This window comes from Mesocryomonas lacus (genome assembly GCF_055730105.2).
Window position 1 is genome coordinate 937,096 of the sequence record NZ_JBUZWF020000002.1, and the last position, 25,065, is coordinate 962,160.

The 25,065-nt window shown below is 67.3% G+C and carries 24 protein-coding genes; 12 read left to right on the top strand and 12 right to left on the bottom strand.

Going from position 1 to position 25,065, the window contains the following annotated elements; genetic code table 11:
- Positions 1 to 16: 16 nt before the first annotated feature.
- Complete coding sequence (locus ACZLZQ_RS09450; RefSeq protein WP_472949120.1) at positions 17 to 655, top strand: hypothetical protein; 639 nt, start codon at positions 17 to 19, stop codon at positions 653 to 655.
- Positions 656 to 677: 22 nt separating this feature from the next.
- Here ACZLZQ_RS09450 and speB read toward each other — a convergent pair whose 3' ends face one another.
- Genes speB through ACZLZQ_RS09465 form a run of 3 tightly spaced genes read right to left on the bottom strand, consistent with a single transcriptional unit; the run spans position 678 to position 3,704 of the window.
- Complete coding sequence (speB, locus tag ACZLZQ_RS09455; RefSeq protein WP_472949121.1) at positions 678 to 1,751, bottom strand: agmatinase; 1,074 nt, start codon at positions 1,749 to 1,751, stop codon at positions 678 to 680.
- On the bottom strand, positions 1,744 to 2,949 hold the full coding sequence (locus tag ACZLZQ_RS09460; protein ID WP_472949122.1) for an aminotransferase: 1,206 nt from the start codon (positions 2,947 to 2,949) through the stop codon (positions 1,744 to 1,746). The genes speB and ACZLZQ_RS09460 overlap by 8 nt, the downstream gene beginning before the upstream one ends.
- Positions 2,946 to 3,704: an MBL fold metallo-hydrolase gene (locus ACZLZQ_RS09465; protein ID WP_472949123.1), complete on the bottom strand. Its 759-nt coding sequence runs from the start codon at positions 3,702 to 3,704 to the stop codon at positions 2,946 to 2,948. The genes ACZLZQ_RS09460 and ACZLZQ_RS09465 overlap by 4 nt, the downstream gene beginning before the upstream one ends.
- Before the next feature lie 364 nt (positions 3,705 to 4,068).
- On the opposite strand from ACZLZQ_RS09465, the gene ACZLZQ_RS09470 reads away from it, so the two are divergent.
- The 5 genes from ACZLZQ_RS09470 (at position 4,069) to ACZLZQ_RS09490 (ending at position 8,909) form a co-directional block, all read left to right on the top strand.
- A complete protein-coding gene (locus tag ACZLZQ_RS09470) occupies positions 4,069 to 5,136 on the top strand; it encodes an ABC transporter substrate-binding protein (protein ID WP_472949124.1) in 1,068 nt (355 codons plus the stop codon).
- Positions 5,137 to 5,293: 157 nt separating this feature from the next.
- Positions 5,294 to 6,115, top strand: coding sequence for an ABC transporter permease (locus tag ACZLZQ_RS09475; RefSeq protein ID WP_472949233.1), 822 nt, complete (start codon positions 5,294 to 5,296; stop codon positions 6,113 to 6,115).
- A gap of 8 nt (positions 6,116 to 6,123) precedes the next feature.
- Positions 6,124 to 6,903 (top strand): ABC transporter permease, encoded by a 780-nt coding sequence (locus ACZLZQ_RS09480; protein WP_472949125.1) that lies wholly within the window; start codon positions 6,124 to 6,126, stop codon positions 6,901 to 6,903.
- Complete coding sequence (locus ACZLZQ_RS09485; RefSeq protein WP_472949126.1) at positions 6,890 to 7,963, top strand: ABC transporter ATP-binding protein; 1,074 nt, start codon at positions 6,890 to 6,892, stop codon at positions 7,961 to 7,963. The genes ACZLZQ_RS09480 and ACZLZQ_RS09485 overlap by 14 nt, the downstream gene beginning before the upstream one ends.
- 205 nt (positions 7,964 to 8,168) lie before the next feature.
- On the top strand, positions 8,169 to 8,909 hold the full coding sequence (locus ACZLZQ_RS09490) for a ParB-like protein (protein ID WP_472949127.1): 741 nt from the start codon (positions 8,169 to 8,171) through the stop codon (positions 8,907 to 8,909).
- 102 nt (positions 8,910 to 9,011) lie between these two features.
- Here ACZLZQ_RS09490 and hmuQ read toward each other — a convergent pair whose 3' ends face one another.
- A complete protein-coding gene (gene hmuQ, locus ACZLZQ_RS09495; RefSeq protein WP_472949128.1) occupies positions 9,012 to 9,353 on the bottom strand; it encodes a heme-degrading protein HmuQ in 342 nt (113 codons plus the stop codon).
- 90 nt (positions 9,354 to 9,443) lie between these two features.
- A complete protein-coding gene (locus tag ACZLZQ_RS09500) occupies positions 9,444 to 11,651 on the bottom strand; it encodes a TonB-dependent hemoglobin/transferrin/lactoferrin family receptor (RefSeq protein WP_472949129.1) in 2,208 nt (735 codons plus the stop codon).
- A gap of 224 nt (positions 11,652 to 11,875) precedes the next feature.
- On the opposite strand from ACZLZQ_RS09500, the gene hemP reads away from it, so the two are divergent.
- From hemP to ACZLZQ_RS09520, 4 genes are read left to right on the top strand one after another with little or no spacing between them, the layout of a single operon-like run.
- Positions 11,876 to 12,067 carry a hemin uptake protein HemP gene (gene hemP, locus ACZLZQ_RS09505; protein ID WP_472931730.1) on the top strand — a complete coding sequence of 64 codons (192 nt, stop codon included), beginning with the start codon at positions 11,876 to 11,878 and terminating at the stop codon, positions 12,065 to 12,067.
- 56 nt (positions 12,068 to 12,123) lie between these two features.
- Positions 12,124 to 12,942 (top strand): heme/hemin ABC transporter substrate-binding protein, encoded by an 819-nt coding sequence (locus tag ACZLZQ_RS09510; protein ID WP_472949234.1) that lies wholly within the window; start codon positions 12,124 to 12,126, stop codon positions 12,940 to 12,942.
- Positions 12,943 to 12,947: 5 nt separating this feature from the next.
- Entirely contained in the window at positions 12,948 to 14,027 is a 1,080-nt protein-coding gene (locus tag ACZLZQ_RS09515) for a FecCD family ABC transporter permease (RefSeq protein WP_472949130.1), read from the top strand.
- Positions 14,028 to 14,034: 7 nt separating this feature from the next.
- Positions 14,035 to 14,856: a heme ABC transporter ATP-binding protein gene (locus ACZLZQ_RS09520; protein WP_472949131.1), complete on the top strand. Its 822-nt coding sequence runs from the start codon at positions 14,035 to 14,037 to the stop codon at positions 14,854 to 14,856.
- A gap of 283 nt (positions 14,857 to 15,139) precedes the next feature.
- Here the strand turns inward: ACZLZQ_RS09520 and ACZLZQ_RS09525 are convergent, their stop codons facing one another.
- From ACZLZQ_RS09525 to ACZLZQ_RS09545, 5 genes are all read right to left on the bottom strand, one after another.
- Positions 15,140 to 15,742 carry a glyoxalase superfamily protein gene (locus ACZLZQ_RS09525; protein WP_472949132.1) on the bottom strand — a complete coding sequence of 201 codons (603 nt, stop codon included), beginning with the start codon at positions 15,740 to 15,742 and terminating at the stop codon, positions 15,140 to 15,142.
- Positions 15,743 to 15,965: 223 nt separating this feature from the next.
- The gene (locus tag ACZLZQ_RS09530; protein ID WP_472949133.1) at positions 15,966 to 16,877 is read right to left on the bottom strand and encodes an ABC transporter permease; all 912 of its coding nucleotides are present in this window, start codon (positions 16,875 to 16,877) and stop codon (positions 15,966 to 15,968) included.
- Between the two features lie 11 nt (positions 16,878 to 16,888).
- Positions 16,889 to 18,181 (bottom strand): ABC transporter permease, encoded by a 1,293-nt coding sequence (locus ACZLZQ_RS09535; RefSeq protein WP_472949134.1) that lies wholly within the window; start codon positions 18,179 to 18,181, stop codon positions 16,889 to 16,891.
- Between the two features lie 97 nt (positions 18,182 to 18,278).
- Positions 18,279 to 19,361, bottom strand: a complete 1,083-nt coding sequence (locus tag ACZLZQ_RS09540; protein WP_472949135.1) for an ABC transporter substrate-binding protein — start codon at positions 19,359 to 19,361, stop codon at positions 18,279 to 18,281.
- 97 nt (positions 19,362 to 19,458) lie between these two features.
- Positions 19,459 to 20,595, bottom strand: a complete 1,137-nt coding sequence (locus tag ACZLZQ_RS09545; protein ID WP_472949136.1) for an ABC transporter ATP-binding protein — start codon at positions 20,593 to 20,595, stop codon at positions 19,459 to 19,461.
- A 338-nt stretch (positions 20,596 to 20,933) separates the two neighbouring features.
- Here ACZLZQ_RS09545 and argE point away from each other — a divergent pair, with 338 nt between their 5' ends.
- Positions 20,934 to 22,094 (top strand): acetylornithine deacetylase, encoded by a 1,161-nt coding sequence (argE, locus tag ACZLZQ_RS09550; RefSeq protein ID WP_472949137.1) that lies wholly within the window; start codon positions 20,934 to 20,936, stop codon positions 22,092 to 22,094.
- A gap of 166 nt (positions 22,095 to 22,260) precedes the next feature.
- Positions 22,261 to 23,004, top strand: coding sequence for a carboxylesterase family protein (locus ACZLZQ_RS09555; RefSeq protein WP_472949138.1), 744 nt, complete (start codon positions 22,261 to 22,263; stop codon positions 23,002 to 23,004).
- Positions 23,005 to 23,026: 22 nt separating this feature from the next.
- Here the strand turns inward: ACZLZQ_RS09555 and ACZLZQ_RS09560 are convergent, their stop codons facing one another.
- Positions 23,027 to 23,701, bottom strand: a complete 675-nt coding sequence (locus ACZLZQ_RS09560) for a DUF1028 domain-containing protein (RefSeq protein WP_472949139.1) — start codon at positions 23,699 to 23,701, stop codon at positions 23,027 to 23,029.
- Positions 23,702 to 24,450: 749 nt separating this feature from the next.
- Positions 24,451 to 25,065: an FMN-dependent NADH-azoreductase gene (locus tag ACZLZQ_RS09565; protein WP_472949140.1), complete on the bottom strand. Its 615-nt coding sequence runs from the start codon at positions 25,063 to 25,065 to the stop codon at positions 24,451 to 24,453.

Below are 25,065 nucleotides of genomic sequence, written 5' to 3' on the forward strand. Positions count from 1 at the left end.
CCGTCGTTCACGTCTGATGAACGCCGAGCCCTCCACCCCCGCTGCCGCCTTGCTCGTCGCCGAATGGCCGTTTCCGACCGCCGCGGCTTTCGGATCGGCCGTGCGTGCCAAGGGCATCGAGCGGGAAATTCTCGCCAAGTTGCCGTTCCCCGACCGGAAGCGTCTGAAGCGGGCGGACGACGTCTTTCGCCTCAGCATCCCGGCGGAGGAGACGGGCCGGTTCGAGCAGGCGTCGGCCATCGTCGCCGCGACGCTGGCGGGCATAGCGGACCTGCCGCTGCTGCCGCGCGAAGTCGATGACATCCTGACGATCGCGCCGCGCGAGCGACTGCGATGGACCAAGGACGGCCGCCTCGAAAGCGCGGGAACCCGCACGGTCAAGCTGCGCGGCCGCGCCAAGGCAGTCACCTTCCACGTCTTCGATCCCCGGCACATCGAGGACGTTCTCGACCGCGACCGGCCGGCCCTCTGGCGCGATGAGGACAAACAGGCCAGCGCGGAGGCCCGCCGTCGGGGTGCCGGTAAGGCCGCCCTGACGCGCGCCGGAAAGGGCGCCCCCAAGACGCCGGCCCGTCGCAAGCCCAACCCTCAGGAGCCGATGGCGTCGGATCTGAAGGGCTGGGAAGGCTTTGCCGACGAAGGGTTGTTGCGCTGACGCTTCAGCGTCGGCGCGGTCGTCAACGGGTCGCCGTCACCGTGTTCGCCAGATCCGCCATCCCCGGCTTGAACGGGATCAAGCTCAGGATCTCGAACAGCATCTGCGCGCCGGCATGCGCTGTGTTGGTCGTCGCGTCGTATTGCGGGGCGACCTCGACGACGTCGCCGCCGATGATGTCGATGCCGGCGAGGCCCCGGATGAGGGCCTGCGCCTCGCGCGTCGACAGGCCGCCGATTTCCGGCGTGCCGGTGCCCGGCGCGAAGGCGGGGTCGAGGCTGTCGATGTCGAAGGAGAGATAGACCGGGCCGTCCCCGACAACGCGCTTGGCTTGCTCGGAGAGAGCGGCAAGGCCGATGGCGGCGATCTCCTCGGCATGGATCACCGTCATGCCGGATTCCACCGAGAACTCGTAGAGATATTCCGCCGTGCCGCGCATGCCGATCTGGATCGTCCGCTCGGGGTCGAGCACGCCCTCGAGCACCGCTTGGCGGAACGGCCCGCCGTGGTGGAACTTGCAGCCGTCGAACATGCCGCTGGTGTCGCAGTGCGCGTCGATGTGGATCATGCCGACCGGACGGTCGCGGCCGAGCGCGCGCAGGATCGGCAGCGAGATCGAGTGGTCGCCGCCAACGGTGAGCGGGATGACGCCGGCCGCCTGAATTGTCGCGATCGCCGCGGCGATGTCCTCGTGCGACTTGTAGAGGTCGAAACGGCTGCGGAAGGGCACGTCGCCGATGTCTGCGATCTTCAGTTCCGCAGAGGGCATGGTGCGCAGGACGTGGTTGTAGGGCCCGACGCGCTCGATCGTGCGCAGCGCCCGTGGGCCGAAGCGGGAGCCGTTGCGGTTGGTGACGCCGAGATCCATCGGCGCGCCGATCAGCGCGACGTCGAGGCCTGAGAGGTCCGGCGCCGGCCATGTGACGGCCCGGTAGGGCGCGTCGAGCAGTGTCGGCAGGCCGGCATAGGGCGCGATGCGGGTGCCGCTCGGGTTGATCTGGTGGGCGGCGACCGCGGCGAAATGCGGATCGTAGAGCGCGGACTCGTTCGCGCCGGAGTAGCGTTCGCGCAAGCGGTCGAGACGGGACTTATCCATGGACGCTCTCCGGGGTCCGGGCGGGGGCGCCGAACATCTGCCGCGCCGTGACCAGCCGCTCGCCGAGGCTGGCGATCCGTTCCGCCGAGACGTTGGCGAAGGCGATGCGCAGGTGCGCGTCCTGGCCGGCGCCGAAGAAGCTGCCGGGAAGGGTCACGACGCCGAGCTCGCGCGCCAGCCTTTCGGCGACGACGGCGGAGGGCATGCCATGGAAGGGATGCCGGACATAGGCGAAATAGGCGCCGACCTGCTCGATCCGCCAGTCCGGGTGATCCGCCATGGTTTTGCGGAAGACGTCCGCGCGCGTCAAAATCTCCGCCCGCTTCTCCTGCCGCCAGTCGGCGAGCGCGGTGATCGCCCAGACGAGGGCCGGCTGCGGCGGGCGCGGGGCGCAGATCTGCAGGCAGTCGAGTACCTTCTCGGCCTGGTCGAGGAAGCCCGCCGAGGCGGTGATCGCGCCCATGCGGTGGCCGGGAATGGCGTAGGATTTGGAGAAGGAATAGAGGCAGACCAGCGTTTCGCGCCAACCGTTCCGCTGGAAGAGATCGTGCGCCGGGGCCTGCGATTCCGGCATGAAGTCGCGATAGGTCTCGTCGAGGATCAGGAAGATGCCGTGTTTCTGGCAGATCGCGAAGATTTCCGCGATCAGCGCCGGCGGATAGATCGCTCCGGTCGGGTTGTTCGGCGAGACGAGGGCGACCGCCCTGACCTTGCCGTCGATCAGGCTCTCGATGCGGGCGGGGTCTGGCAGGAACCCATCCTCGGCATGGGTCGTCAGGGTGCGCGTCTCGATGCCCAGCATGTCGAGCGTCATGGTGTGGTTGAAGTAGGAGGGCGCCGGCAGGATCACCGCGTCGCCGGTCTTTGCCACCGTCATCATCGCGACGAAGAAGGCCTGGTTGCAGCCAGCCGAGATGCCGGTTTCCGCCGGGGCGATCGTCGTGCCGTAGAGCGCCGAGACATGTGCGGCATAGGCGTTGCGCAGCGCGGTGTCGCCGAGGATCGGCCCGTAGCGGGCGGCATCGTCGCTGCCGGCGGCCTCGGCAAGCTTTGCCAGCATCGCCGCGGGCGGCGCCTCGCCCGGCACCGCCTGGCTGAGGTTGATCAGCGGGCCGTGACTGCCGTCATAGCCCGCCGCCCAGAGGGCTGCCTGGCCGATCGGCGGGGCGGCGACGCGTGCGAGAAAGGGATTGGTCATGCTCTGTCCTTGCCGTCCAGAAAGGCCCGGATGATCGCCCGGTGCCGGTCTGCGTCGTAGCTGGCGAAGTGTCCGGCATGCACGAGCCGCACCGGCAGCGCCAGCAGCCGCTCCATGCTTTTCACATAATCGGCGGCGTTGGAATGGTAGGTGTCCTCGATCAGCGGTCCGTCGTAGACGATGTCGCCGGAAAACAGCAGGCCGCTCGCCGCCTCCCACAGCGCAATGCCGCCGGGCGAGTGGCCGGGCGTGTGGATCACCTCGAAGTGGCGGTCGCCGAGATCGATCACGTCGCCGTCGGCCAGCAGCCGCGTCGCGGGCGCCGCCTTCACCGCATAGGTCGCGGAGGCATAGGGCAAAGGCGGCAGGCGGGTGAAGATGGCGTCGGTGACGTAGGGATCGGCGAGCGTGTTCGCCCGTGTCGGTGCGGCGAGGAGATCGGTTTCCGCCGCGTGCACGCAGCGGCATTCGAACTCATGGTGACACCCGACATGGTCGAAATGCGTGTGGCTGGCGACCGCCTGCAGCGGCCTTTCGCTGACCAGCGGGATCTGCTCCCGCAGGCTGACGACGCCCATGCCGCTGTCGACCAGCATGTCGCCGTCGCGGCCGCGGACATGCCAGATGTTGCAGCGGTAGAACGGCTCGATGAAGGGCTCGAAGATCCAGGTGACGCCGTCGCTGAGGCGGCGCGTCTCGTACCAGTCGAGGGCGGAGGCGCGGGACCTGTCGGGGGCATCGACGGGAGCGGGCAAGGGCGATCTCCGGGAGGGCGAACGCGGTGCTGCGGCCGGTCGCGACGATGGTGTGGGCGGCGCTGCGGTCTCCGGCGCGGTGTCCGGGTCGCGGCATGGTCGGGCCGCCTCCAGCCTGCGACAGATGGCCCGGCCGGACAAGCCCGCCGACGGGGAGACCGGCGGGCCGGCGTCCGCGCCGCGCTACGCTCGGGCGTTGTGCGCCTTCCCCTGACGGCAGCGCTTGACGCGCCCGTGCCGCGCCCGTTTATGTGGCAGCCAATCCGTCCCGCCGACCGGCCCTGGCCCGTCGATGGCCAAGCGGACGAAGCGGGCGGACATCCGTGCGGCCGGTCGACCGGCACGCCGGCAGGGGAGGATCGACATGACACTCACACGGCGCACCATCCTGTCGCTCGGCACCGCGGCCGTCGCCGCCGGTGCTTTCGGCCTGCCGCGCCCGGCGCGGGCGGCCGACACCATCACCGTTCTCAACTGGCAAGGCTATGGCACCGACGAGGCCTGGGCGCTGAAGATCTTTCAGGAGCAGACCGGCATCGAGGTGGTCAGCGACTACTTCAATTCCGAGCCGGAAATGCTGACCAAGCTGCGGACCAATCCCGGCGTCTACGATGTCGTCCTCGTCAACTGCGCGCGCACGCAGCAGGCGGTCGCCGACGGCCTGCTCGAGCCGATCGACTTCGCCCAGTTTGCCAACGCCTCCGGCCTGTCGCCGCAACTGCGCGACAACCCCGACCTCATCGCCGACGGCAAGACCTATGGCGTCGCCTGGGTCTGGGGCATGAACGCGCTGGCCTTCCGGACCGGGACGCCGAAGCCGGACAGCTACGCCGCGCTCGCCGATCCCGCTTACGCCAGGAAGGTCGGGCTCTACGACGATGCGGTCACGGCGGTTGCGGTCGGCGCCTTCCTGACCGGGCAGGACATGAACGATCCGAAGGATCTGCCGGCGGTGATGAAGACGCTGAAGGACCTGAAGCCGAACGTGCGCACCATCTGGTCGAGCGAGGACCAGTGGAACAAGGCCTTCTCGGCCGGCGAGTTCGACCTCTCGGTCTACTGGTCCGGCGCCTCGGTGCGCTCGCAGCGCAATTTCAAGCTGCCGGTCGAGTTCGTGGTGCCGAAGGAAGGCGCCATCGGCTGGTTCGACAGCCTCGCCATTCCCGCGACGTCCGAGAAGAAGGAGAGCGCGGCAAAATTCATCGACTACATGATTAGCCCGGACTTCTACACAGAATGGGCGACGAAGATCGGCGCGCCCGCCTCGGCGAGCGCCGCGGCGATGGAGAAGCTGCCGGCCGACGACGTCAGCCGCCTCGTCCACCAGCCGGAATATCTGACGTCGATGAGCTTCATGGCGCCGATCCCGGACGAGCGGCGCGAGGCTTTCGCCAGCCTCTGGTCCGAGGTGAAGGCGTTCTATGCCAGCTGAATTGGGGGCGTCAGCCGCCAATTCAGCGCACCGCGAACCGGACGCTTCGGCGGCCGGTTCGGCGACAGCAAATCCGTCCCCGGACGGATTTGCGCACGCGACGTCTCCCGTCCGCCCCCGTGGCCTGCGCCTTCCAGGCTGGGCGGCGACGGCGGCGCTGCTGCTGCCGACCTATGCCTGGCTGACGCTCGCCGTGCTCCTGCCGCTCGCCACCATGTTCGTCTTCAGCTTCCTGACGGCGACGCCGATGGGCTCGAAGCCGGTGGCCTGGACGTTGAAGAACTACCGCGCCTTCGCGGACCTGCCTTATCTCTGGGGCGTCGCCTGGCGATCGCTCTCGATCGGGCTCTGGACCACCGGGATTTGCGCCGTCGCCGGCTTCCTCGCCGCGCTGGCGCTGGCGAAAGCGACCGCCGGCCGGGTGCGCGAGACGCTGCTGATCCTCGTCCTCCTGCCGTTCTGGACCAACGGCCTCGTGCGGGTGTTCTCCTGGACAATGGTGATCCGCGAGGGCGGCTTCCTCGACGCCGTCGCCCGCACGGTCTGGCCGGGCGCGCCGACGCTCGGCTTCCTCTACACCCAGCCGGCGATCATCCTCGGCCTCGTGCACGGCTACCTTCCGTACATGGTGCTCACCTGCTACATCGCCCTCGTCACCATCGACGACACGGTGATCGAGGCGGCGGCGAGCCTTGGGGCGCGCTGGTGGGTGATCCTCGGCAAAATCCTGGTGCCGATGGCGATGCCCGGCCTTATCTCGGGCGCCATCCTGATCTTCGTGCCGGTGATCGGCAGCTTCATGGAGCCGCGCATTCTCGGCGGCACGGTCGGGGTGACGATGGGCACGGTGATCGAGGACCAGTTCACCCAAGCCTTCAACTGGCCGCTCGGCGCTGCCCTTTCCTTCACCATCCTCGGCGTGGTGATCGCCGTCTTCGCCACCTTCTCCGGCGTGCTGCGCCGCGCGACGCTGGCCTGAGAGACGCCATGCGCCGCCTTGCGAAATTCTACCTCGGCCTCGTCCTGGTGTTCCTCTATCTGCCGATCGCGGTGATGATCGCCATGGGCTTCAACGAGTCGCCGCTTTACGCGCTGCCATTCACCTTCACCACGGGCTGGTACGAAGCGCTTGCGGGAAATGCGAAGCTGATCCGCGCCGGTTCCAACAGCCTCTCGATCGCCGCGATCACGGCGGTGCTGGCGACCGCGCTCGGCACCATGGCAGCGGTGGCGCTCTCGCGCCGGACGTTTCGCGGCCAGACGCTGCTAAAACTGCTGCTGCTGCCGCCGATCGCCATCCCCTGGCTGATCACCGGCACGGCGATGCTGGTCTTCTTCTTCTGGACGGGCATCGGCCGCGGCTTCCACGCCATGCTGATCGGCCATGTCGCGCTGGCGATCCCCTATGTCGTGCTTGTCGTCGGCACCGGGCTCGCGACCGTGCAGGTCGATCTCGAAGAGGCCGCCATGAGCCTCGGCGCGCGGCCGGTCGCGGCCTTCTTCCTTGTGACCTTGCCGCTGCTGGTGCCGAGCATCGTCGGCGCGGCGCTGTTCGCCTTCGCGGTCTCGCTGGACCAGTTCGTCGTCTCCTATTTCCTGGCGACGCCGGGGGCGAGCACGCTGCCGGTCGAAATCTATTCGGCGATCCGCAAGGGCTTCACGCCGGAGATCAACGCCATTTCCACCATCCTCCTGATCGGCTCGATGCTGGTCATCCTGGGCTTTGCCTTGCTCGCCCGACCGGGAGCCGCCGATGAGCGCCGTTGACCTCACCGCCGTCGCCAAGCGTTTTGGCCCGACTCCGGTGCTCGCCGACATCACGGCGAGCTTCGCCAGCGGCTCGTTCACCAGCCTGCTCGGGCCCTCCGGCTCCGGCAAGACCACTTTGCTGCGGATCATCGCCGGCTTCGTCGCGCCCGATGCCGGCCGCGTCGCGATCGCCAGCGAGGACGTCACCGACGTGCCGGTCTGGGCGCGCAACATCGGCATGGTGTTCCAGAACTATGCGCTGTTTCCCCACCTCAGCGTCGCCGACAACGTCGCCTTCGGCCTCAACCGACGTGGCATCCGCGGCTTGGAAGCGAAGCGCGAGGTCGGCCGGGCGCTGGAGATGGTGCGGCTGGAGGGGTTCGACGCCCGCAAGCCGAAGCAATTGTCCGGCGGCCAGCAGCAGCGCGTGGCGCTGGCTCGGGCGATCGTCACCCGGCCGAAAGTGCTGCTGCTCGACGAGCCGCTCTCGGCGCTCGACCGTCGGCTGCGCCAGGAGATGCAGGTCGAGTTGCTGCGCATCCAGCGCGAGAGCGGCCTGACCACGATCTTCGTCACGCACGACCAGGAGGAGGCGCTGACGCTGTCGGACCGGATCGCCATTCTCGACCAGGGCCGGATCGTCCAGATCGGAGCGCCCGCCGAGGTCTACGAACGGCCGAGCACCCGTTTTGCTGCAGAATTCCTCGGCGACATGAATTTCCTTGAGGGGATGGTTGGGCCTGCGGGCATCATGCTCGCCGACGGCACTCCCATTGCCACGACCGCGCAGTTGCAGCCTGCTGTGACCAAGGTGACGCTCGCCGTGCGGCCGGAAAAGATCGCGATCGAGGCGGAGGGAGCCGCGTCTGGCGCGATGACCGGCGTGCAGGTGAACCGCGTGCCGGCACGGATCGTCTCCATGGTCTATGCCGGGCAGGCGCTGACCTATGTCGCCGAGGGCGCCGGGCAGAGCTTCAAGGTCTTCGCCCAGAACAGCGATGCGCGGCCGGCTGCCGTGGGCACCGCAGTCGACCTCGTCTGGTCTCCCGCCCACACCGTCGTCATCGGGGAAGTCTGAGCGGCTGCCGGAACCCCTCAGGGCGCCTTCCGAATGAGCGCGCTGGAAACTCGTTAGCTCCGTTGCCAATCGGGCAATTCATCCCATGGACGCGCGGTCTCCGAGGGATATTGTCGTGACAAAGCGGTCGGCTGACCGTCCGCGGTCGTGATCTCGTCATCGCCAGAGGTCGGGCGTCTTGGTCATTGATCGGGGAGGAGCTTCCATGAAGACGATCACCATGTGCTGGGGAATCTCAGTTCTTCTAGCCATTCCATCGGGGTCCGCCGCTGCGGCCGACGCGGGATGCTCGGACAAGACGTCCGCCGGCACGGTCTGCACCTGCGACGTCCGCGAACTCCGGCCCCTGCAGGGCGCCGTCGGCCTCGATGAAGTGGAGAGCAAGGCCGCCAAGATCGAGGACAAGCCGAAGAAGGCGATGCGCGCGCTTGCCGCCGACCCCATCAAGGTCGTCCACGGGCCGGGGGGCGCCCTGTTCATCACCGATCATCATCACGGCGCCGATGCCTGGCGCCTGGCCGGTCATCCGAACGCGTTGTACGAGATCGTTGCCCGACCCGCCTTCGAGTCCGAGGCGGACTTTTGGCAAGGACTCACCCAGGATCAGCTGGTGCGGCTCGCGGATGAGAACGGCAAGCCTCTTCAGCCAAGCCAGCTGCCGGCGTCGCTGGTACAGCTTCCGGATGACCCGTACCGCAGTCTCGCCTGGCGGCTGCGCAAGGCCGGCGGGTTTTGCCGCTCCGAGATGGAGCAGAAGGAATTCGCAGAGTTCATCTGGGCCGACTGGATGCGCACGCAGCCGAAACTCCCGGCGGCTGAGGTCAGCGCGGACGAGAAGTCGATGGTGAAGACGGCTCTCTCGCTGGCGCTGAGCCCGGCGGCGAAGGCACTTCCGGGCTACATCGGCGACAAGCCGACATCGTTCGCATGCGCCGGGGAGGACTAAGGCCGCCCGCCGACGCCGTCGAGTGAGACCGCCGACGATGCAAGGCCCGGACACCCCTTGCGGTACATCCGGACCTTTGCTGCCGGCAAGCGTGTGCTGATGTCAGGCGGCGTCGGCGGCCGGGGCAGCACTGATGTGCTGGAAGCTCTCGAAGCCCTCGAACTGCGGATGGCCGATATAGGTTGGCGCGCGGCCGGAGGTGTTGCTACGGGCATGCGAGGCGCGGAAGGCCTCGGATTTGGTCCAGGCCTCGAAGTCGGCCTTGGTTTTCCAGGTCGTGTGCGAGGCGTAGAGGACGTGGTCTTCAGCTTCCGGCCCGCGCAGCATCTGAAACTCGACGAAGCCGGGCAGCGTGTTGAGCTGGCTCTCGCGGTTCAGCCAGATCTGCTCGAAATCATGGGTCGATTCCTTGGCGACCTTGAAGCGGTTCATGGCGATAAACATCGGTCTGTCCTTTCGGCGGAGAAGGCCGGCTCGGCGGCAAGGGCCGGGCCGGTTGGGGTGGCCGGGTGCGCCGAGGCGTCCCGGCGGCGGTCAGAACTGGAAGGTGAGGGTCGCTTTGAAGCTGCGGCCCGCCTCGGTGTAGTATTCCTTGGGTAGCGTGGCGCTGTCGGGGATGTCGAGAGCATCATAATAGGTGGTGTCGAGGAGGTTGTAGACCCCGGCCTTGAGCTTTGCTCCTTGCAGCGCTTCGGGCGCCCACCAGCCGGTGACGTCGACGAGGCCGTAGGCGGGCGTCTTCGACAGGTCGTTCTCCACCTTGTTGCGGGCGGCGACGCCGGTGAGGATGAGATCGCCGCCGAACTGCTCAAAGCCATAGCCAACGCCGAGAACGCCCTTCAGCGCCGGGATCGAGTTGAGGTGCTCGCCGGTCGCGCGGTCCCTACCGAGATAGCTCGCGAACGAGGCGAAGCCGTGCCAGCCGAGGTCCTGGTTGTAGTAGATCATGGCTTCCGCGCCGTAGATTTCGACGCTGTCGCGGTTGAGCGTCTGGGTAATGCCCATGGGATAGGTGCCGGCGGGGATGCCGACCTCGGCGGGCGTCACCGACACCGCGTCGATGAAGTTCTTGTAGCGGTTGTAGAAGCCGTTGATCGAGCCGCCAAAAATCTCGTCGCCGAGCTTTGCGCCGATCTCGAAACCATTGCTGGTTTCCGGCTCGAGCGCGGGATCGCCGAGGCGGAGATAGGTGCCGGGCCCGCCATAGCTCAGGTAGAGCTCCGACGCCGTCGGCGCGCGGAAGGCCTGCGCCCATTGGGCAAACAGGGTCACGCCCGGCCCCATGTCCCATTCGCCGCGCAGTTTTGGCGAGAAGGCCGAGTCCGAGGATTCGTCCGGCAGACCGGTATAGGTGACGTTGTCGGTGAAGCCCGGCGTCTCCTGCGGGGTCTGGCGGTACCAGTCGTAGCGGATGCCGGGCGTGATGCGGACCTTGCCTTCGGCGAGCGCGATCTCGTCCTGCAGGAACAGGCCGAGCGTCGTGCCATCGACGTCGGGCATGTCGGACTGGTTGGAGTGGAGGAAGTTGCAGTTGTAGAACCGGCCCGTATAGGGCGGGGCCGGGCAGCTGTCTTCGCCGATCGAGGCCGACGAAGCCTTGCTGGCGAAGAGCTCGCCGCCGACGGTGAAGCCGTGCGTTGCCCCGAAGATTTCGGCTTCGGACAGCAGGCTGCCGTTGACGCCGTAGGTTTCCTCCTCGCGCTCGGTCAGCCGACGGTAGGCGCCGCTGGGTGTCGTCAGGCGGACGGCGGAGAAGTCGCTGTCGAGCTGCTGGCGCTGCCAGTAGACCACTGCCTCGGCCGCGTCGATTAGGCCGTCGGTGTTGCCAGGGTCGTATTCGTAGCTCGCCGAGACGCGCTTTCGCGCATTGCTTTCGTCCTGCATCGCCGAGCCCGGCCGATAGGTGGCGATCGAGGACGTCCGGCTTTCGATGTCGTCGTCCCGGTCGAAGGATTCCGCCGTCAGGCCGAAGACATGGCCGCCCTCGACATGCTGGCGGACCTTGGCCAGCACGTTGTCCTGGTCGAAGTCGAGCGGGTTCTTCTCCGTGCGCAGCGCGCCGAAACCGCCGACATCGCCTTGGTTCTCGATCTCGTGGCCCTCGCGGGTGCCGCCCTGGACGAGGAAGAAGGTCTGGTCGATGCGGGCGGCCAGCGCCTGCTCGACGCCCCAGCTTTGGTCCTTGCTGTCAAAGCTGCCCTTGGAGACGCCGCCGAAGACCTTGCCGTCTGCGAGGAGGTCCTCCGGATTGATCGTCCGCAGGGCGATGACGCCGCCGAGCGCGCCCGAGCCGAACAGGCTGGAATCCGAACCCTTGACGATGTCGAGCTGCGACAGCGTGTTGAAGTCGAAGCCTGAGACGCCGCCGGTAAGGCCGCGGGCGCCGTCCTCGATCCAGGGAATGCGAATGCCGTCGACCGTTGTCAGCACACGCGCCTTGTCGAGCCCGCGGATGTTGAAGCTCTTCGACCCCTCGCTGTAGTTCACGGCGGGATCGAGCCGGCCGATATCGTCGGGATCCTCGATCTGCGTGGCGTCGATCTCGGGCCGGGCGACGCGGTGGGTAAGGACGCTGGCGGCCTTCGTCGCCGGAACCTTGCCGGTTGCCCCCGACAGGGTCACCGGCGCGAGTTCGATGGCGCCGGCCGGAACGGCCTCTTGCGCAAGGCCGGGCCGGACCATTGCGAGGGCGGTAATCAGACCGGACGCAACTCCGGCGTAAAGGCGCGCGCGGCGACCCATCGCAATACTCCCTGGGGCTTGGTGAAAGGAAAGCATTGCGGGCTGGGTCAGCGGAAACGCATGGCCGTGCTGGCGGTGCCTGGGCCGTTGCCAGCATTGCGCTAACAGACCCCTGGTTGACGCTCCTACCCAAAGATGAATATGTGAGTCAACAAATAACTGGATACATCTAAGTTGTTTGAATCATTCCAGAATTGAATCATTCTAAAGCTGATCGTATTGCCATGAATGCTGCCGATATCCCGACCGACCCGTCTCTGTTCGCGTCCAGCGACACCGCTCATCTTCCGCTGCCGTTTCGTCACTTCCAGGCGTCGGACCTGTTCGGCGCGGCGCGGGAAATCGGCATCGTCCACGACGGCGTGCTCTACCGCCTGCGCCTCACCCGCGCCGGCAAGCTGATCCTGACCAAGTGAGGTCCCCGATGATCCCGTTCCAGACCCGGCTTCCCGGGATTGCAGCCGTTTTGGCCATGCTTGCTATGCCGGCCGGCGCGGCCGAGCCGCAGCGCATCGTCTCGGTCGGCGGCGCCGTCACCGAGATCCTCTATGCGCTCGGCGAAGGCGAGCGGATCGCGGCGGTCGACACGACCAGCCTCTATCCGCCCGAGGCGAAGGCGCACCCGAATGTCGGCTACATCCGCGCGCTGTCGGCCGAGGGCGTGCTCTCGCTCTCGCCAGACATGATCCTGATGGAGGCGGGCGCCGGTCCGGCCGACGCCGTCGCTTTAATCGACGGAGCGGGGGTGCCGGTGGTGCACGTGCCGGCCGGGCACGATGCCGGGGCGCTGGCGGAAAAGGTGCGGACCGTCGCCGCCGCCGTCGGGCGCGGCACCGAGGGCGAAAGGCTCGCCGCGACGATGGCGGCGGATCTTGCAAAACTCGAAACCGATCTCGCCGGGATCGGCCGGCGGCAACGCGTGCTGTTCATCCTGTCGCTGGCCGATGGCCGGCCGATGGCGGCCGGCTCGGGCACCGCGGCCGACAGCATGATCGGGCTGGCCGGCGCCGACAACGTGCTGGCGGACATGCAAGGCTACAAAGCGCTGTCCTGGGAGGCCGCCGCCGCGCTGCAGCCGGATGTCGTCCTGATGATGGACCGCGGCGGCGCGGCGCACGATGCGAGCGCGGCCGTCACCTTGCCGGCGCTGGCCGAGACACCGGCCGGCCGCAACAAGGCGGTGATCACCATGGACGCGCTCTACCTCCTCGGCTTCGGCCCGCGCACCCCGGCCGCCGCGCGCGAACTGGCCGGCAGGCTCTACCCCGACCTGGCGCTGTCGCAGCCATGAATGCCATGGCCTCCCGGCTGCGGCTGGCCTCGGCGGCGGCGCGCGAGGGCGATCGCTCGCTCCGGGCAGCGTTCGCCATCGCCGTTCTGGCGGCGGCGCTACTCGCCTGCGGCGTGCTCTCGCTCGGCGTCGGCCCGGCGGCGCTCGCCCCCAGCCGGGTGGTGGCGATCCTTTTTGCTGGCGCCGACGGGCTGGCCCGCTTCGGCGGCGACCACATCATCGTCTGGCAGATCCGCATGCCCCGCATCCTCCTCGGCGGGCTCGTTGGGTCGGCGCTCGCGGTGGCAGGCGCAGTCATGCAGGGCCTTTTCCGCAACCCGCTCGCCGATCCCGGCCTCGTCGGCGTCTCGGCTGGCGCAGCGCTCGCCGCCGTTAGCATGATCGTGCTCGGGGGGAGCCTCGTCGCCCCCTCGGTGCTCGGCAGCTTCGCACTGCCGCTCGCGGCCTTTTTCGGCGGTCTCGCGACCACCATCGTCCTCTACCTCATCGCGACACGCGGCGGGCGCACCTCCGTCGCCACCATGCTGCTCGCCGGCATCGCGCTCAGCGCCTTGTCGGGCGCGGTAATGGGCCTCCTCGTCTACATCAGCGACGACCAGCAGCTGCGGGACATCACCTTCTGGAGCCTCGGCGGGCTCGGCGGCGCGACCTGGGCCAAGCTTGCGGCGAGCGGACCGATCATGCTCGCGGTGATCCTCGCCGCGCCGGTGCTCGGCCGTGGGCTGAACGCGCTGGTGCTGGGCGAGGCGGAGGCCTTTCATCTCGGCGTCTCCGTCCAGCGACTGAAGAAACTTGCGATCTTCCTCGTCGCCGCGGCGACCGGGGCGGCGGTCGCGACCTCCGGCGTCATCGGCTTCGTCGGCATCGTCGTCCCGCATCTCCTGCGCCTTGCCATCGGTGCCGATCACCGCGCGCTGCTGCCGGCATCCGGCCTTCTCGGGGCGATCCTCCTGATCGCGGCGGACATGCTTGCCCGCACCATTGCCGCGCCGGCCGAGCTGCCGATCGGCATCATCACCGCGGCGATCGGCGCGCCCTTCTTCCTCTGGATGCTGCTGCGCCGCCGCAGCATCATTGACCTGTGAGGCACCCATGCTAGCGCTCGAGGACGTTTCCGTCCGGCTGGGATCGCGGGACGTGCTGGCCGGCATCAGCACCAAGGTGCGGCCGGGCGAGCTCACGATCGCCGTCGGTCCGAACGGCGCCGGCAAGTCGACGCTGATGAGGGTGATGACCGGCGAAATACCGCCGCAGGCAGGCCGGGTCACGCTGCGCGGCCAGCCGCTTGAAGGGTTCACCCCGCAGGCGCTCGCCCGCGAGCGGGCGGTGCTGCCGCAGAGCGCGGGCCTCGCCTTTCCGTTCACCGTGCTGGAGGTCGTGCGGCTCGGCCTCGACGGGCGCCCTGGCCTGACGCTCGAGCGGCGACGGCGCGAGCCGCTCGCGGCGCTGGAGAATGTGGAACTCGCCGGCTTCGGCGCGCGGCGTTTCCAGGAACTCTCCGGCGGCGAGCAGCAGCGGGTGCATCTCGCCCGGGTGCTCTGCCAGATCGGCGCGCCGGTGGCGGAGGGCGTTCCGCGCACCCTGTTCCTCGACGAGCCGACGTCGAGCCTCGACATCCGCCACCAGATCGCGGTTCTGATCATCGCCCGCGCCTTCGCCGACGCCGGCGGTGCGGTCTTCGCCATCCTGCACGACCTGAACCTTGCCGCGACCTTCGCCGACCGGATGCTAGTGATGCAGGCCGGGCGGATCGCGGCGGAGGGGAAGCCGTCGGAGGTCCTGGCGGATGGCCTGCTCGCTGACGTGTTCGGAATCCAGCTGCGGGTCGGCCAGCTGCCGACTGCCGGCGTACCGTTCATCCTGCCGCAGTCGATCGAAGCGGCGGCTCGGCCGGGGTTTGGCATACACGGATAAGGCCGTCGTGCTGGGTCTTCAGCGACCCTGCCTGCGCGCTGAACTGTCGGGCATCGCTTGACCGGGACGCTAACTCCGACGGTCGTCATCCTCGGCCGCAGGCCGGGGACCCATGCCAGGACGTTTCCGCTCCGTTTCGTCAGAGGCGGGCTGCCTCCGCCGTTGTAACGGCGTTCTGCGCCTCGGCATGGGTCCCCGCGCTGCGCGCGAGGATGACGAGATTTCAAATATTCGCGAAGCGTCGAGATTGCCCGTGTTGGCGTGACACCGACACGCACCGCCTTCAGACCATGACGGGTTCGCTTGTAACCGGCGCCTGTCCGTTCGCTTCGGCTTCCGCGGGCCGCTCGCAGAAGCGGATGCGGTTGCCGAAGGGGTCGATGACCTCCATCATCAGGCCCCAGGGCATGTCCTCGACGCCGGGAGAATTGTTGGCATAGCGGCGGGCGAGGACTTCGGCGTTGAAGGCGCGGATGCCGCGCATGGCGACGAAGGTGGTGGAGCCGGGCGTCGCGTCGCCGTGGTGCTCGCTGAGGTGCAGGATCAGCCCGGCGCGCGAGACCTGGCAGTAGAGCGGCGCGCCGGGGTGGAAACGGAGCTCCCAGTCGAGCGTGAAGCCGAGAAAGCCGAGGTAGAACTCCTTCGCCTTGTCCTCGGCGAAGGTGCGGAAGATCGGCGCGGTCTCGTGGAAGCCGATGGCCCGGGCGGCGTCGGTGGAGAAGCCGGCCGCATCGCCGATCTTTGCGGCGAGCACGTTCCAGCTGTCGAGGCCGAACTGGCCGGCGACGATTTCCAGGCACTGGCTGTGGGAGAGGGGCGTGCCCCGCTGCTCGAGATTTGCCCGGAGGCTCTTCGCCATGATCTTGGCGTCGAGAAAACTGCGCATGTTTCCATCCGTCCTGTCAGGCGAACGAGATGCCGGGGCTCGCACTGCCGACGCGTTCGCCGTTCAACGAGGAGCGGAGGACGGGTGTGTCGCGATACCTTCACCATGCCCCAAAGGGCGCGAGCGGCAGGCGGTATTGGCCTGCCGAAAGACTAGCAGCGGGGGCTGGGGGCGGCAAGCGGATGTCTGGGCGACCGGCCGCAACGCTGCCCGCGCGCGACGCCTATGAGGGCGTCACGCCCCGCAGCCGCTCGGAGCGGCGGCGCAGCAGCTCGACGGCGGTGAGGAGGGCGATGGAGAAGAGGACGAGGATCGTCGCGGCGGCAAGGATCGAGGGCGAGATCTGCTCGCGGATGCCGTTCCACATCTGCCGCGGGATGGTCTGCTGGTCGAAGCTGCCGACGAAGAGCACCACCACCACCTCGTCGAACGAGGTGACGAAGGCGAAGAGCGCGCCGGAGATGACGCCGGGGGTGATCAGCGGCAGCATGACCTTGAAGAAGATGGTCGAGGGCGGCGCCCCGAGATTGGCGGCAGCGCGCGTCAGCGAATGGTCGAAGCCGACGAGGGTCGCGGTCACGGTGATGATGACGAAGGGGATGCCCAGCGTCGCATGCGCCATGATGATGCCGATATAGGTGTGGGCGAGCCCGGTGGCCGAGTAGAAGAAGAAGAGGCCGGTGGCGGTGATGATCAGCGGCACGATCATCGGCGAGATCAGGAGGGCCATGATCACCTTGCGGAACGGCATTTCCTTCTTCGACAGGCCGAGCGCGGCGATGGTGCCGAGGACGGTGGCGAGGATCGTCGAGGACACGCCGATGATGATCGAGTTCTTCGCCGCGTGCACCCATTGCGCATTGTCCCAGACGTCCCACCACCAGGCCATGTCGCGGGGGGCATCTGGGTTGGCCATGCCGAAGGTCAGCAGCCGGTCGTACCAGCGCATCGAGAACGCCGCCGGATCGAGCGTCAGCATCGCCTTGGTGTAGGTGAAGTAGGGCTCGGCGTTGAACGAGAGCGGGATGATAATCAGGATCGGGGCGATCAGGAACAGGAAGACCAGTCCGCAGAAGATGCGGAAGCCGTAATAGGTCAAGCGGTCGAGCGGGGTCGCGTAGATCGGCAGCGCCATGGTCCGTCTCCTCAGCCGAGCTTCATGTTGTCGATGCCGACGAGGCGGTCGTAGAGCCAGTAGAGCAGCATCACGCCGGCCAGCAGGATCGCGCCGAGCGCGGCCGCCAGCGACCAATTCAGCGACGACAGCATGTGGAAGGCGATGGTGTTGGAGATCAGCTGGCCCGATGCGCCGCCGACAAGGGCGGGCGTGATGTAGTAGCCGATGGCCAGGATGAAGACGAGCAGCGTGCCGGCGCCGATGCCGGGGACCGTCTGTGGGATGTAGACCTTGCGGAAGGCCAGAGCCGGCGTTGCCCCCATCGAGATCGCGGCGCGCATGTAGTGCGGCTTGATCGTCTTCATGACGGAGTAAAGCGGCAGGATCATGAAGGGCAGGAGGATGTGCACCATGGCGATGATCGTGCCGGTGCGGTTGTAGATCATTTCGATCCGGCCATCTTCGGACAGTATGCCGAGCGCCACCATGATGTTGTTAAGGACGCCCTGTCCCTGCAGCAGCACCAGCCAGGCGGTGGTCCGCACCAGGAGCGCCGTCCAGAACGGCAGCAGCACCAGCACCATCAGGAGGTTCGAGGTGCGCATCGGCAGCGTGGCGAGGAGATAGGCGACGGGAAAGCCGAGCACCAGGCAGATCGCGGCGATCACCGCCGACAACCAGAGCGTGCGGATGAACAGCATGACGTAGATGCTCTGCTCGGGCGGCATGGCGACGATGCTGCCGGACGCGTCGCGGGTGAGGTCGACGGCGGCGAGGTAGAAGTCGCCGGTGATCGAGGAAGAGGCGCGGCGCATCGCATCCCACATCGCGGGATCGGCCCAGTCCTTGTCGATGCCGACGAGGGCCTCCTTGTAGGGGCCGGCGTCCAGCTTGGCGACGCCGCGGGCGGTCTTCTTGAACAGCGAGTTGGCGCCGGGCATGGTGTAGTTGATGCGGGTGCCGACCTGGCCGAGCGTCCGGTCCGCCTGGGCATCCTTGATGTCGAGCGCCAGCGCCTCGAAGCCGGGTTCGCCGGGAACCCCGAGGCCGGCATTGGCGCTGAAATAGGCCGTCGTCCGCGGCATGGCATCGCCGAAAGTCGGGTTCCAAATGCTGAGCCAGAGCATTTGCCCGATGGGAAAGGCGAAGGTCAGGAGGATAAACAGCCCGAGCGGCGCGACGAAGGAGAAGGCGCGCCAGCGGGCGCGGCGGGTGGCGCGCATCAGCGCCTGCTTCAGCGGCGTTCCGTCGGCGGCGACGATGGCCGGCCGGGCGCTGGGTCTGGCCGAAGCGCTGCGGGCGTCGAGGAGCATGTCGCTCATGGGCTTTCCGCCTTGTTCGCTGGACGTGCCTTCTGCAGGCGGCAGTCCGGGTGATGCGAAAACGGCGGGGGAGGGCCCCGCCGCTTCTGGGTTCAGCTCAGCTGGCGAGCCAGGTGGCGAAGCGGGCCTGCATGTCGTCGTTGTGGTCGGCCCAGAACTCAAAGCTGTTGACGAGGGCGTTGCCCATGTTCGCCTCGGCCGTCGGCATATGCGGGGCCATGTCGGTCTTGCCGTCGTTGAACTTGCCGACCAGCGGGCCGGAAGACTTGCGGGCCGGGCCATAGGAGATCCAGGCGGCCTGGTCGGCCAGCGGCTTGGAGCCGGTGGCGAACTTGATGAAGTCCCAGGCGAGATCCTTGTTCGGCGCGCCCTTCGGGATGACGAAGAAGTCCATGTCGAGGATCTGCCCGTCCCAGACGATGGCGAACGGCTTGTTCTCCTTGATCTGGGCGCCGAAGATCCGGCCGTTATAGGCGGTGGTCATCACCACCTCGCCGTCCGCGAGCAACTGCGGAGCCTGGCTGCCGGCGTCCCACCAGACGACGTTGCCCTTGATCTGGTCGAGCTTCTTGAAGGCGCGGTCGACGCCTTCCTTGGTGTCAAGCATCTCGTAGACCTCGGCGGCCGGCACGCCGTCGGCCATCAGCGCCATTTCGAGATTGGCTTTCGGGTCCTTGCGCAGGCCGCGCTTGCCGGGGAACTTCTGGATGTCGAAGAAGTCGGCCATGGTCGTCGGCTTCGCGCCGGAGAATTTCGAGGTGTCGTAGGCGAAAACGGTGGAGAAGACGATGTTGGCGACCGAGCAGTCGCCGAGCGCGCCCTCGATGAAGTCCTTGTCGGCCGCGGTGCCGTCGATGCCGGCGGGCAGCGTCTTGGTATCGAGCGGCTCCAGCAGGCCCTCGTCGCAGTAGCGCACGGCATCGGAGAACTCGACGTCGGCGACGTCGATGCTGACATTCTTCGCCTCGACCTGGGCCTTGATCGGGGTCTTCGGATTGTCCACATCGACCGATTTCACCTTGTTGCCGGTGGCCGCCGTCCACGGTTTGAAATAGGCCTCGTCCTGGCTCTTGGCGTAGTCGCCGCCCCAGGACACAACGGTGATCTCGCCCGCGGTCGCGGCCGTGGTGAGAAGCCCGACAGCGATGCTTGTCGACGCCATCCAAGTCATGAAACGCATGATGCACTTCCCCATTTGAAGCCCGCGATCACCGCAAGGCCGTTGGTCTCGAAAGGATGACGGGCGCCCCGCAGGACGCCGACAGAAAGCCTGTGGCTCAGCCGGCCATGCGGTCGAGCGCGTGACAGTCGGCCGACTTCCAGCCGACGCGCGCGGTGCGGCCGGCACCGATGGCGGGCCCGCCCGACTCGTTGCGCAGCTTGACGACGAAGTCGGAATTGCCGGCGATGGTCATGCGCACGCGGATGTGGTCGCCGAGGTAGATCAGCTCCTCGATCCGTCCCTCGAGGATGTTGTCGACGCTGCCCTCGGCCGGATCGAAGGCGATGCGCTCGGGCCGGAGCGAAATCGTCGTCGCCGACTTCATGCCGCCCGAGTTCACGTCGCGTGCCCGCACCGTCTCGCCGCTGTCGAGACGGACCTCGGCGGTGTCGCCGCTGACGCGGCTGACAGTGCCGTGCAGCCGGTTGTTCTCGCCGATGAACTGGGCGACGAAGGAATTCTGCGGCGCCTCGTAGAGCGCGTTCGGCGTCGAGAGCTGCTGGATGACGCCGTCGTTGAACACGGCGATCCGGTCCGACATCGTCAGCGCCTCGGTCTGGTCGTGCGTGACGTAGACGACGGTGACGCCGAGGTTCTCGTGAATGTGCTTGATCTCGTACTGCATCTGCTCGCGCAGCTGCTTGTCGAGCGCGCCGAGCGGCTCGTCCATCAGCACCAGCTCGGGCTCGAACACCAGCGCGCGGGCCACCGCAATGCGCTGCTGCTGGCCGCCGGAGAGCTGGGCCGGCCGGCGGTTGCCGAACTGCTCCATCTTGACCATGGCGAGCACCTTGCGCACCCGGCTCTCGACCTCGGCTCGCGGCATCTTGCGGACATTGAGCGGGAAGGCGAGGTTTTCGGCGACCGACATGTGCGGGAACAGCGCGTAGTTCTGGAACACCATGCCGATGCCCCGCTTGTGCGGCGGGACGTGGTTGATCGGCTGGCCGTTGAGGTAAATCTCGCCGTGTGTCGCAGGCTCGAAGCCAGCCAGCATCATCAGGGCCGTCGTCTTGCCCGAGCCCGACGGGCCGAGCATGGTGAGGAACTCGCCCGACGCGATGTCGAGGTTGAGGTTCTTCACGACAAGGACCTCGCCGTCATAGCTTTTCTGGACGTTCTGGAAGCGGACCGACGAGGCCCGATCACCTTGCCCCGAGGAGGTTTCCAATGCTGATGCCGAGCCATTCATGCGGTGATCTGGCCTCTTGTTCCGGTCGGCCGCCGAGGGTATCGGCAGCCGCTGATGCCGCAGTCAACGACCTCATTGCGTTGCGGTCAACCGGATTCATTCGTTTTTCGCACAGTTCGTCATCAGAAAATTTGATGCTTAATTCTAATGCAGGCTTGCTGATTTGATGGGCTTGGCATCGGAAATTTGGCAAGCTTTACTGAGCGTTAGATAAGTCCGTCGCGAAGGGTGACCCACGCCTGCCACGCCGTCCTTCACGAAGGGCAGCGCTGGAGCGACGCAAGACCAGTCGGAAATGTCGTATTCCGGATAATAGACAGCAGAGGACACACTTCCGCATGCAGCGCCCCCCGACGACCCTGGACATCCTGGAAAGGCTCATCGCCTTCCCAACACTGTCGCGCACCCCCAACATGCCGCTGATGGACTATGTCGGCGGCCTGCTCTCGGCAGCCGGTGCCGAGATCGACATCATTCCGCATGAGAGCGGCACCCGCGCCAATCTGTTCGCCACCATCGGCCCGCAGGGCGTTCCGGGCGTCATGCTGTCGGGTCACACCGACGTCGTACCGGTCGAGGGCCAGGACTGGAGCGTCGATCCGTTCCAGTTGACGCGCCGCGACGGGCGGTTGTTCGGCCGCGGAAGCGCCGACATGAAGGGTTTTGTCGCCTCCGCCGTCGCCGCCGCGCTCCGCGCCGCAGAACGCGATCTCGTCACGCCCTTGCACCTCGCTCTCTCCTACGACGAGGAGATCGGCTGCATCGGCGTCGGCGATCTCATCGAGATGCTCGCCGGCGCGCCGGTGAAGCCGCTGATGGGCATCGTCGGGGAGCCGACCAACATGGTCGTCGCCACCGGCCACAAGGGAAAGGGCTTCTACCGCGCCTGCTGCCACGGCCGCGAAGGCCATTCGGCGCTGGCGCCGATGGCGCTGAACGCGCTGCACCTGGCGACGGATTTCGTCGGCGCGGTGCGGGCCTTGCAGGCCGAGGTCGCCGCCCATGGCACGAAGGACGACGACTACGATGTCGCCTACACCACGCTGCATGTCGCCCGGATCAGCGGCGGCACCAGCCCCAACATCGTGCCGAACTATGCCGAGGTCGATTTCGAGATCCGCCACCTCGCGAGCGACGACCCGAAGACGATGATCCGGCAGCTAGAGGAGGAGGCAAGCCGCATCGTCGCGACCACCGCCGATCCCGACGCCCGCATCGACATCGCCACCACCGGCGGCTACCCCGGCCTCGACACCGCGCGCAATGCCGCCGTCGTCGAGTTCGTCCAGTCGCTGACCGGCACCAACCGCACCATCAAGGTGGCTTTCGGCACCGAGGGCGGTCTGTTCTCGGAGACCGCCGGCATTCCCATCGTCGTCTGCGGCCCTGGCTCGATGGCGCAAGGGCACCGGCCCGACGAATTTGTGACGGAGGAGCAACTCGCCCGTTGCGACGCGATGATGGACGGGCTGATCGAGCGGCTGGCAGCGGGGGTTTAGGAAAGATCCGGCGCATGGCGGAATGCGCAGTCCACCTGATATTTCTTGCTACGAACCTTTTCGCCGGGTTACCAAGCAGCGGACGAAGGCTCGGCGGCGCTGGATGATGCCGGCGGTATTGCCGCTTGTCGTCCAATCCTTCGTTTCGTCAAAGGGAGGACCAATCATGCTGCGATACTTGTTTTCGCTGGCCGCGCTCGGCGCGGTCGCCATCTCGAATCCGGTCTCGGCCCTGGCCGATCAAAAGCCGCATACTGCCGAAGCGCCCATCGTCAACGACCTGAAATACCTTCTGTCCACGCCTCAAGACTACGAGACCTCCGGCGAGAGCTATCCACTGGTGGTCTGGCTTCATGGCGGCGACCAGGGCGGCAGCGATATCGAGAAGGTGAGGGCCAGCGGCCTGCCGAAAATGATCGACGGCGGCAAGGCGTTGCCGTTCATTGTCTTCTCGCCACAGAATCCGAGCGAAGAACTTCTCTACCCGATCGAGAAGGTGAAGGCCGCGCTGGACGAGGTGATCTCGAAGTACCGCGTCGACCGCAGCCGGATCTACGTCGTCGGCTACAGCCGGGGCGGCTTCGGCGCCTGGGCGATGGCCGAGCAGTATCCCGAGACCTTCGCGGCCGTCGTCCCGATCGCCGGCGGCGGCAACCGCCACTATCTCAACCGGACCAATGAGAAGGCGGCGTTCTGGGTGTTCCACGGATCGGAAGACGAGATCATTCCGCTGTCAGACTCGGTCATCCTCTACGAGCGGCTAAAGGACTTGAAGCGCGATGCGCGCCTGACGGTGTTCGAGGACGTCAGCCACGAGGCGGTCGAGGCCGAGGCGCTGAACGATCAGTCGCTGTGGGACTGGCTGCTGAAGCAGCGGCTGGAGGTCGCCTCGGCTGCTCCCGCAAAGTAGCAGGCGGTTGCTACCAGGTGCCCTATCGGTCGCCCGGCACGCCGTAGCTCGGGGCCTCGCGCGGATCGAGCGCGCGGGTGACGTAGGCGTCGAGCTGCGGGGCGTAACGGCGCCAAAGGCTGTCCAGTTCGGCGATCGGGCAGTACTCGCTCCAGTCGCATCTCAGGTCCGCCACCGGCCAGGCGACGTCGCGCACCAGCTTGATCCCGGCCGAGCGGACCGGACCGGCCTCGCCCCCAGCGGCAAGGGCGGCATGCAGCGCGAGCACCAGCCTGTCGCCGAGCGGACCGGATGAGGCGAGGAAATTAGCGACCATCGCGGCGGGGACGCCGGCATCGGCGAGGAGGTTGCCGGCGCAGGCGACGTTCGGGCCGGTCGCCTCGGCGAAGATGCCGAGCGCCTTGGCGCCGGAAAAGATCGCGGCCTTTCCCGCAGCGTCGACGGCCAGCACCTGCCGGTATTCCGGATGGTGCGCTGCGCGTTCGAGGATGGCGACCGTCTCGGCAGCCGAGGCGCCGCGCGCCATCAGGTCCAGCGCCTGCTGGCCGAGGCGGGGATCGGTGACGTTCTGGCTGGCGACGGCACCGATGCCGGCCGCGGCATAGGCGCAGCGCGCCGCGACGGCCGGCGAGGAGGAGGCGACCGCGACGCCGAACATGCCGGTCTCGGCGCAGCGCGCGACGATGGAAAAGGTCATGCGGTTCTTCCCGTCGCGGCAAGCGCCTGCCGGCCTGCTGCGTCGGAGTGGAGGGCGGCTAGTCCGGCTAGTCCGGCTGGCGTCACGGCGATCTCGACGGTGTGGACACCATCTTGTCGGAAGCAGACAGTCTGATCTTCGAAGAGGATCATGGCGGACTTTCCTGCAGATGGGCGCCAGGTTGCGCCGATGACGGTACAAGACGGCCGTGCGGGCAGACTGCATCAGAAGAGAGTCTTGCCAAAATCCCCGTCGCGGGAAAGCAGGACAATACGAGGCCTAGCCTCGGCTTTTCCGAAGCCGGCCGGCACCGCCGGGTGCCGGGTCCGCTTTCGGGAACCCGGCACCCGGAGGCGCGGCGCGTTTTACTTCTTCGGCTTTGGCGGGGCGGCGCCGGCCATCTTCTGGCTGGGGGCCGCAGCATTCTGCTTGGGTGGTGCGGGCTTCTTGGTCTTGCCCTTGCTCTCTTTCATCGTCCGCTCTCCGTAAGGTCTGGGGCCGGGCGATCAGCCCGGGCCCGCTGTGATGGCGGCGGTCGGGAACGACAGGGTTTCCGGCGGACCGGGCGTGCTGCAATTGGCTTCCGCTGAGCCGAGTCTAGCACGCGCCGGCGCCGCGCCAAGCACAATGATGGCGGGCGCGAAGGCGCATTCTGTCGCTCTGTCGCGGCGACGACCCGCGAGTTGGCTCGCCTCTTCGCGCCTGGGTGGCCCGTCCCGCGGTCGGGACAGGCCGGCGGACGCTGCGGGTTAGGCCGCCTTGGCGAGATCGAAGCCTTCGATCCAGGCGGCGGCCTTGGCGATCTGTGCTTCCGCGTTCTCGGGACCCATCGCCTGCTTCTCGACCCGGACGAAGTCGACATCGCGAAGGCCCATGAAGCCGAGCATGCTGCGCAGATGCGGCTCCTGCTGGTCGAGCACGGTCGTCGGCCCTTCGCTGTAGGCGCCACCGCGAGTCTCGATGACCACGACTGGCTTCGGCGCAACGAGGCCCTTTGGCCCCTCGGCACCGTAGGCGAAGGTCTCGCCGGCCCGCAGCACATGGTCGAACCAAGCCTTCAGCGTCGACGGAATGCCGAAATTGTACATCGGCACGCCCATCACGATGATGTCGGCGGCGTGGACTTCGGCGATCATCGCATTGGCGAGGTCGCGGATCGCGTCGGCGCCCTCGGTCGGCGCAGCGCGGCCGATGCTGCCGAGGGTGGTGGACTGAACATGCGGCACCGGCGACGCGTCGAGGTCGCGCTCGACGACGGCAAGGCTCGGATCCGCCGCGACGAGACGCGCGACCAGCTGGTCGACCAGCTTTCCGGACAGGGAGTTCTTGCCGCTGGCGCTGCTCTTGATAACGAGAATGCTCAT